Source organism: Verrucomicrobiota bacterium, from assembly GCA_016871535.1.
Classification (GTDB): domain Bacteria; phylum Verrucomicrobiota; class Verrucomicrobiia; order Limisphaerales; family SIBE01; genus VHCZ01.
The window spans coordinates 1-7911 of the sequence record VHCZ01000277.1 but is presented as its reverse complement, the minus strand read 5'-3'; the positions used below and the strand labels follow the sequence as shown (position 1 = coordinate 7911).

The 7911-nt window shown below is 60.4% G+C and carries 8 protein-coding genes; 1 reads left to right on the top strand and 7 read right to left on the bottom strand.

Annotation, left to right across the window (positions count from 1 at the left end):
• Positions 1-351 precede the first annotated feature (351 nt).
• The 5 genes from FJ398_23675 to FJ398_23655 form a co-directional block, all read right to left on the bottom strand.
• Complete coding sequence (locus FJ398_23675; protein ID MBM3840898.1) at positions 352-1368, bottom strand: LacI family transcriptional regulator; 1017 nt, start codon at positions 1366-1368, stop codon at positions 352-354.
• A gap of 18 nt (positions 1369-1386) precedes the next feature.
• Positions 1387-2139: an NAD(+)/NADH kinase gene (locus tag FJ398_23670; protein MBM3840897.1), complete on the bottom strand. Its 753-nt coding sequence runs from the start codon at positions 2137-2139 to the stop codon at positions 1387-1389.
• Between the two features lie 127 nt (positions 2140-2266).
• Positions 2267-3022 carry a TlyA family RNA methyltransferase gene (locus tag FJ398_23665; protein ID MBM3840896.1) on the bottom strand — a complete coding sequence of 252 codons (756 nt, stop codon included), beginning with the start codon at positions 3020-3022 and terminating at the stop codon, positions 2267-2269.
• A gap of 173 nt (positions 3023-3195) precedes the next feature.
• Positions 3196-3660, bottom strand: a complete 465-nt coding sequence (locus FJ398_23660; protein ID MBM3840895.1) for a hypothetical protein — start codon at positions 3658-3660, stop codon at positions 3196-3198.
• A gap of 1 nt (position 3661) precedes the next feature.
• Positions 3662-4141 carry a hypothetical protein gene (locus FJ398_23655; GenBank protein ID MBM3840894.1) on the bottom strand — a complete coding sequence of 160 codons (480 nt, stop codon included), beginning with the start codon at positions 4139-4141 and terminating at the stop codon, positions 3662-3664.
• Between the two features lie 58 nt (positions 4142-4199).
• Between FJ398_23655 and FJ398_23650 the strand changes: the two genes are divergently transcribed.
• Positions 4200-5609 (top strand): hypothetical protein, encoded by a 1410-nt coding sequence (locus FJ398_23650; protein ID MBM3840893.1) that lies wholly within the window; start codon positions 4200-4202, stop codon positions 5607-5609.
• A gap of 48 nt (positions 5610-5657) precedes the next feature.
• Here the strand turns inward: FJ398_23650 and FJ398_23645 are convergent, their stop codons facing one another.
• Both FJ398_23645 and FJ398_23640 read right to left on the bottom strand, forming a co-directional pair.
• Positions 5658-6464, bottom strand: a complete 807-nt coding sequence (locus tag FJ398_23645; GenBank protein MBM3840892.1) for a hypothetical protein — start codon at positions 6462-6464, stop codon at positions 5658-5660.
• Positions 6465-6480: 16 nt separating this feature from the next.
• Positions 6481-7530, bottom strand: coding sequence for a C-terminal binding protein (locus tag FJ398_23640; GenBank protein MBM3840891.1), 1050 nt, complete (start codon positions 7528-7530; stop codon positions 6481-6483).
• Positions 7531-7911 lie beyond the last annotated feature (381 nt).

The window sequence follows — 7911 nt, the reverse complement described above, 5'->3', positions numbered from 1 at the left end:
CGGCGCAACCCGAAGGGCGGCAGTTCTTTTTCGCCAGACTTCGTTGCTTGCTCCTTACAGATCCACTTCGGGATATGCTCGTCGCTCGCGCCTCGTCTGGCCGAAAAATCCCTTGCCGCGAACGTGAGCGTATTTATGAAATGGACCACTTAGCTTCCGCGGGCATCGGAGGACCCAATTTGCACAACCTATCTCGCCGAGGTCAGTTACTTCCTCCTTCCGTCGCCGCCAGGGGACTGAGTGGCTGCGATACGGCAGAGTGCAACTCTGCGCTACGAGCTTTGTCGTCCATCCCGCGGACCAAGCAGTAATGACAGGGTCTCGGCTGCGCGGCAGCGCAACGCTACCTTGTCACGGCTTGGCCGGAGCGGGGCCGGTGCTCGCCCGGATCACGATCGTCGCCGGGAGCCTTTTGTCTTCCGCGCGTTCCCCCTTCAACAGCTTCTGCATGGATTCCATCGCCGCCACACCCAGCCGGAACTTGGGCTGCCGGAGAGTCGTCAGCGGCACCTTGAAATGTTCGCTGACTAGAATGTTGCCGAATCCGACCACGGAAATGTCCTGGGGTATTCTCAATCCTTGTGAAAGAAACACGTTGGCCGCGCCGATCGCCGCCAAATCGCTCGCGGTCTGAACCGCGGTCACGTCGGTGCATTCCTGGAGCATTTGCAGCGCCGCTTTTTCGCCGTCTTCGATGCTCCCACCCGAAGTGAAGATCAAGCGGTCTTCCACGTTCAGGCCGGCTTCGCGCAGGGCGCGGCGATACCCCTCGGAGCGTTCCTGAGACCAGGGCGCAGCCGCGAGGCCGGCGAAGAACGCGATGCGCCGATGGCCGAGTTCCAGAAGGTGTTTCGTGGCTGAGTAACTGGCGGGCAGATCGTCTCCCGCCACGTTCGGAAACGGACTGCAGAACGGCGCCCGTTGTCCTAGAATCACCGTCGGCGTTCGGTTCTTCCGGATCTCTTCGTAAATGGGAGCCGTGGGCGCCAGCCGATACACGGGCGAAATGAACAACCCGTCCACGCGGCGGGAAAGGAGTTTTCTCAGGCACGCTTCCTCGCGTTCGGGGGCATTCAACGTGTGGGCCAGAATCAAATCGTAGCCGTTCTCGTGCGCGCGTTCCTCGATGGCTCGGGCCATCCGCGCGAAAATCGGGTTTGTAATCGCGGGGATGACCAGGCCGAAGAGTTTCGTCGTTCGCGTCCGGAGACCTTGCGCAAGGGAATCGGGCACGTAGCCCATTTCCTCGGCGAGGCTCCGAATGCGGGCTTTGGTGGCGGCAGAGATGTCGGACGCGTCGCGCATGACCTTGGAAACGGTCATGACCGACACGCCGGCACGCACTGCGATATCCTTCAAACGAACCATGGGCTGGCCGCAGGGAGCTTACGGTTTGGCCGGAACGCTCGACCCGCTCCAGTTCAGTTTGTGCCGGAGCGTTTCGAAAAAGGAAGTTCCCGTCAGGTGAATCAACCGCACCGAATGCCGGCTGCGGCGAATCGTGACGATGTCGCCCGCATTCAACCGCCGGTCGTCCTGGCCGTCGCCGCTGAACACCGCTTCCGGTTTCTGGCTGATGATTTTGACCCGGACAGTCGAACTCAGGTTCACGATCACGGAGCGATTCGAGAGCGTGTGCGGGCAGATCGGAGTCAGGGTGAACACTTCCGCCGTGGGATAAACCACGGCGCCGCCCGCCGCGAGCGAGTAAGCGGTCGAGCCCGTGGGCGAACTGACGATCAATCCGTCCCCGCGGTACCGGGTCAGCACTTCGTCATCGACGCTCGCTTCGATCTCGATCAACCGCGAGACCATGTGCCGGCTGATGACAAATTCATTGAGCGCGATGGTGCGGCTGCGTTGGCCCTGGCAATCCACGCCGGCTTCGATGAGCGCCCGCGATTCCACGCGGAAGTCGCCGCTCCAAACCTGCTGCAACGCGCGCGGCAAATCCCACGAGGGAACGTCGGTCAGAAAACCCAGCGCGCCCACGTTGATGCCCAGCAGCGGCGTTCCCGAACCGGCCGTTTCGCGCGCGACTCGCAACATGGTGCCATCCCCGCCAAACACGAGAACCAGATCGACTTCCGGCGTCAGGCTGGCCGCGTCCGGAAACGTCGGCGCGGCCAGTCCTGCCAGCTTCGCCGTCGCGGCATCCGTGAGGACGTCGCGTCCGCTGCGAACGATCAGTTTCGCCGCTTTGCGCACGACGTCGCGCGAATTGGCTTTGCCCGAATTCGCCACGATGCCGACCCGTCGGATCGTTTTATTGAGATTTTTCAAGCCACACCAGGAACTCTTTGTTTCCGGCCGGTCCCAGCAGCGGGGACTCGGTCGATCCGCGCCAGACCAGCTTCGGCAGCGCGCCGGTGAAATCACGCAGCTCTTGCAGCACGCGCGAATGAACCGCCGGGTCGGTGATCACGCCGGCGCCTTTGTCCGCCTCTGCTTTGCCCGCCTCGAACTGCGGTTTCACCAAAGCAATGATCTGGCCGCGATTATGGACCAGTCCAAGCGCCGCCGGAAGAATCTTTTGCAGGGAAATAAATGAGCAATCGATCACGACCAGATCCGCGGCGGTGAAGGAGGCGGGGAATTGTGCCGAAGTCAGATCGCGCGCGTTGGTCTTTTCCATCACCACCACGCGCGCGTCGCGTCGCAGCTTCCAGGCGATCTGCCCCTGGCCGACGTCCACCGCATAAACCCGCTCAACTCCATGCTGCAGCAAACAGTCCGTGAATCCGCCGGTCGAGGCGCCCAGATCAATGGCCACGCAACCGCGCGGGTCAATGTGAAAGTGCTGTAACGCATACTCCAGCTTGTACCCGCCGCGGCTGACGTAGCGTTCGGGGGCCTCGACTGTGACGAGGTCCGTCGCCGCCACTGGATCGCTCGGCTTGCGCGCGAGTTGCTCGTTGATGCGAACGGCTCCGGCCAGCACGGCGCGCTGCGCGCGTTCGCGGCTGTCACACAGGCCGCGCTCAACGAGGACCTGATCGAGGCGGGTTCGAGGCGATTTCATGTTGGAGTCCCGATAGTCGAAACCTCAACTGCCCCGTTGCGTTGAATTGAGCGAAGTGTGGGTAGGGCGAAGCGTGCTCGCTGAGCCGATCAACCACCGGCCACTTAACGGCTTGGCGGCTCGCCGGGACGGACTCGCCCTACCACCCCAATCGCCTAATTCAACAGCCGTTTTCACTTGCCCTGTGCCATGCGGGTTTGGGCATCTTTGAAGATGTTGTAGAAAAGGTCGTTGTCGGACGTGACATTCTGGACAATCTGCGGGAGCTTGTCCAGATCCGCCGCGTTGACGACGGCGTGGACGCTCTGTTGGAACGCCTGCATGGGATTCAGGGTTTGAAACGAACGCCCCAGCAGGAAACTGACCGCGTGCGGCCGCTGACTCATGGGCATCAACTGGAGCGAGATCAATGCCCGGTTCTCCAGAGCGGACGCGGCGTCGAACACGTCCTCCATCATGGCGATCTGATATGGAATCTGGGCGAAACGCGAAAGGAATTCGGCGTGCGACGGCGCGTGATGGACCTTGTAGCCCAACTGCTCCAGCACCTTCCGGCAGGCGGCAAGCAACTCGGCGGTGCTGATTCCCAGCAAAGGCGGACGATCCGTCGAACTGAGCAGCTCCAGATCGGCGGGCATACTATTTTAGCTTCAGCCCGGTCGGGGCCGGCGCCGGTTCGGCCTTTTTGGCATGCCCGTCTTCCTTCTTCATCTGGAGTTGAGGCAGATTCGTCGCCGCCTCGCCTCGTTTCTTCTTAATATTGTCAATCCCGCGGGTGACCGGTCCGCGCTTGCTGCAATAGAGCAAGGCCGTTTCTTCCGTGATGAGTCCTTGTTTGAAAGCGTCCAGGCAAGCCTGATCGAACGTCCGCCAGCCGAAAGTGTAGCTCGCTTCGATGATCTCGTAGAAAGTCTTGCCCTCGCTCTCGCCCATAATGATGCTGTCTTTCGTGCGCAGATTTGACCCCATGATTTCCAGAAGCGCGACCCGCCCGCCGCCGATTTTCGGCGCCAGGCGCTGGCTGACAATCCACCGGACGGTGTCGGCGAGACGGAGCCGGACCTGCTCCTGTTCCTCCTGCTCGAACATCAGATTGAAGAAAGCGTCGATCTTGGCCATAAGAACTTAATTCGACCGTCGCTGCTGTGTACCAAAACACGGTTTGAACTGCAAGCCCATGAATACCCTGGCTGAAATCATTCGGCGTGAGATCGCCCAATACGGCCCGATGCCGTTTGCTCGGTTCATGGAACTGGCGCTTTATCATTCTAGCCTCGGTTATTATGAGCGCGAGGCAGAAACCGTCGGGCGCGGGGGCGACTTTTTCACCAATGTCAGCGTCGGCAGCGTCTTCGGCGAACTGCTGGCCTTTCAATTCGCCCGATGGCTGGATGAGCTCAAGGTGAACCCTGCGGAATTGAACAACTGGCAGCCCGTGGCTCCACTTCCTCCCCACGAACCTGGGAGCGCCGGCATCCCTGCCGGCGCAGTTGAAGCCGTTGCCCTGGCCGGCAAGGATGACGGCGTTCCCAGTTCGCAGGTTCAGGGGTTCAATGAGCGGATGCGTTCGGAGAATTGTCTCCTCGCGAGGAACAAGTGGGGAGAGGATCGAGGAGAGGGGAAATCCTCTGAAAACGGCCCTCCTCTCCCCAACCCTCTCCTCCCTTTGCAGGGAAGAAAGGGAGAAAACCAGGTTCACCGCGAATCTCGTCTTCTCCTGCAAATTGTTGAAGCCGGCGCGCACGATGGGCGTTTGGCGTTGGATGTCCTGTCGTGGTTTTGCAGACACCGAGCGGACCTACTGACACAACTGGAGTACTGGATTTTGGAACCCTCGACCGACCGGCAACGCCGCCAGTCCGAAACGTTGCGCGAGTTCGACGGGCGCTTTCGATGGTTCAGTTCCTGGGAATCGATTCCGCCTCAGAGCATCCGCGGCGTCCTCTTCAGCAATGAACTCTTGGACTCCTTCCCTGTGCACCGACTCGGATGGGACGCCGGCGAGCGCCGGTGGTTCGAATGGGCTGTGAGCTGGGAAGAAGGACGTTTTGGGTGGGTCAAACTGCCAACCGGAAAGCACGCTCAAACAGAGCCAAGGCAAACGGTCAGCGGGCCCGTTTTGCCCCCGGAACTGGCAGCGGCATTGCCTGATGGCTTTACCAGCGAAATCTCTCCTGCGGCTGAAGCGTGGTGGACTCAAGCCGCCTCCCGGCTGGCTCGGGGCAAGCTGCTGACCATCGACTATGGCCTGCTGGCTGAAGAATTCTTCGCGCCGCACCGCGCCAACGGAACGCTCCGCGCTTATCATCGGCACCAAGTGAGTTCCGATTTGCTGGGAAGCGCCGGAGAACAAGATCTGACCAGCCACGTGAATTTCGGCGCGCTTCAACAGCAAGGCGAGGATGCCGGCCTGCGGACGGAAGGATTGCTCCCGCAATCCAGATTTCTGACCGAAATCGTGAAGCAAATCGAGCGGTCCCCGCAATCGTTCGCAACCTGGACCCCTGCGCGCCTGCGGCAGCTCCAAACGCTCGTCCATCCCGAGCACCTGGGGCGACCCTTCCAACTTCTCATCCAATCGCGCTGACACGGATAACTCTCCTCGTTCGTGGCGTCTGTGCTTCATGATATGGGGCTATTGACTGGCCGGCCGAATCGGGCCCCTTTTTATCTCTGCCAAGATCCTCGAAGCATGCTGATTGAGGAAACGAATCTCGGCTGGGCCAAGGCCACCGATTTCATTCGCCTCCGCTAACTCCATCAAGATCGCGCGCAATTCTTGATTCTGCGGATCAATCTTCCGCACCGCACCGCTCACCACAAGCAACGTCACAAAAGAGGGGTCAGCTTTGAGCCAGGCTAACAACGGAGTGACGGCTGGCTTCGCATCGAGTCCGATCCGACCAAGAGAGTCCGCGTCATGGCCACGAACGCGAAACTCTGCATCTTGCAGGGCGCGAATCAGAGCCGGAATCACCTCGACGTCATCCTTGTGGAAAAGATGCAGAACGGACGCTGCTCCCTTGCGCATCCGCCCATCGCTTGCATTTAGCTCACTTAGAAGGAGCGGCAGTGAACGCCCTCCAATCTCTTTGACTGCCATCTCGGCATTGATGCGGATGTCATTCTGGCCAAAATCACGAATTCCCAAGGTCGCAATGCGAAGGAAGCCATCGGAGATCAGACTCTCGTAATCCAGTTCGAGCAGGAGAAGGGGAATGGCATTGGTGCCGATTTCGAGCACGCGCTGCAGAACTGGATCGTGCGCTCCGAACCCTCCCGACGGCGTATCACGGCGTGGATGGCGTGTGTATTTCTGCACCCAGTACTTGACCGATCGGCCGTCGTACCGCGGTCCGGAGGTTTCAGTTCTCGATTTTTGGAGCCAGACAACAATGGCCTCCAAAGCCGGGAGAGCAACGAGGAGTAAGCGGTTGCGCATGCCCTTTCGAACGTTTTTAACGATTTAACGCCTCCAACCGTCGCATCTGCCATTGATACATCTCCGTCGGCGCCCACTCTTTGAAGCGACCCAGGCGGTGGAGCACTTCCGGATTCGCGATCGACCGCGGCAAGCCTCCCTGGCAAACGCGGACGGCTTCCTCCGCCGCGCTGACTTTCAGTTCCGCCTGGGATTCCTCCGAATACCACGCGACGTGATCGCTCAAGATCATGCGCGGATGAGTGCGAAGCGGAGAATTCGCCTGCGGCGGTTCCTCTTCAAAGACGTCCAGCGCCGCAAGCGCCAGATGACCGCGGTTCAAGGCGCCCAGCAGCGCTTTCGCATCGACGACCGGTCCGCGCGCGGTGTTGACCAGGATCGCGCCCGGCTTCATCTGCGCGAATTGCGGTTCGCTCATAAGGTGCCGCGTCTCGGGCAGCAATGGCACGTGCAAGGAAACGTAGTCGGACTCGCGCAACAACGTCTCTTGATCGACGAGCCGGACGCCCAGTTCCTGCGCGCTCTTCGGGTCCACGAAGGGATCGCTCGCCAGCAAAGTCATTCCCCAACCGGCCAACTTGCGCGCGACGGACTGGCCGATGTTGCCCAGCCCGATCAGACCAAATGTTTTGCCTCGCGTGCAGAAGACCGGTGCGGGCGGATTCGCATCCCAACCGCCGCCCACCAGCTTCTGATGCGTCTCCACCACACGGCGGACGCACGCCAGCCATAGGGCCACCGTGTGCGTGGAGACTTCATCGAGGCAATACAGCGGCAAATGGCCGACCAGAATGCCCGCCTCCGTCGCCGCGTTCACGTCGATATTATCGAACCCCACGCCGTAGCGGATGAGAATTTTGCAGCGGCGGTAAGTCTTGATCATAGCCGGCGTGATCTTGCGCCAGCGCACCAGGATCGCGTCGGCCTCCGTACAAAGCCGGTCTTCCTCCGCGTCCGAAAGCTGGTCGCCATCGAAAAACTCCCCGCCCGCTTCCGTGACCACTTTCCGTTCTGGTTCCACGCTTGGGTAACCGTGCTTGACCATTACAACTTTGAATTTTGCCATGTGCGTTTCCTTCCGGTTAAATCCTGATATCCAAAACTCGAATACCGAACTTCGAAACAAATTCCAATGACCAAAGCAAGAACTATGAGAAAGCTTTCCATGAACCTGACGGTAGGGCGAGCCTGTCCCCAGCGAGCCGAGTCGGACGTGTTCCAAGCGCGTGGAGCGGCTCGCCGGGACGGACTCGCCCTACCGGGCTCATGGCGTGTGAGAATGCTAATCAGGCCCAGGCAGCTTTCCACGAGCCAACCTACCCCTTCGCCCCTCCTGAGAGGGGAAGGGGTGGGTTCATGCGCCGCGGGCAGGACACCGTGGCCATGGCACCTTTCCAGGAACCTCGTCCTGGCATGGGTTCTCTTGGCGTTCCATCCGCTGTCCGCG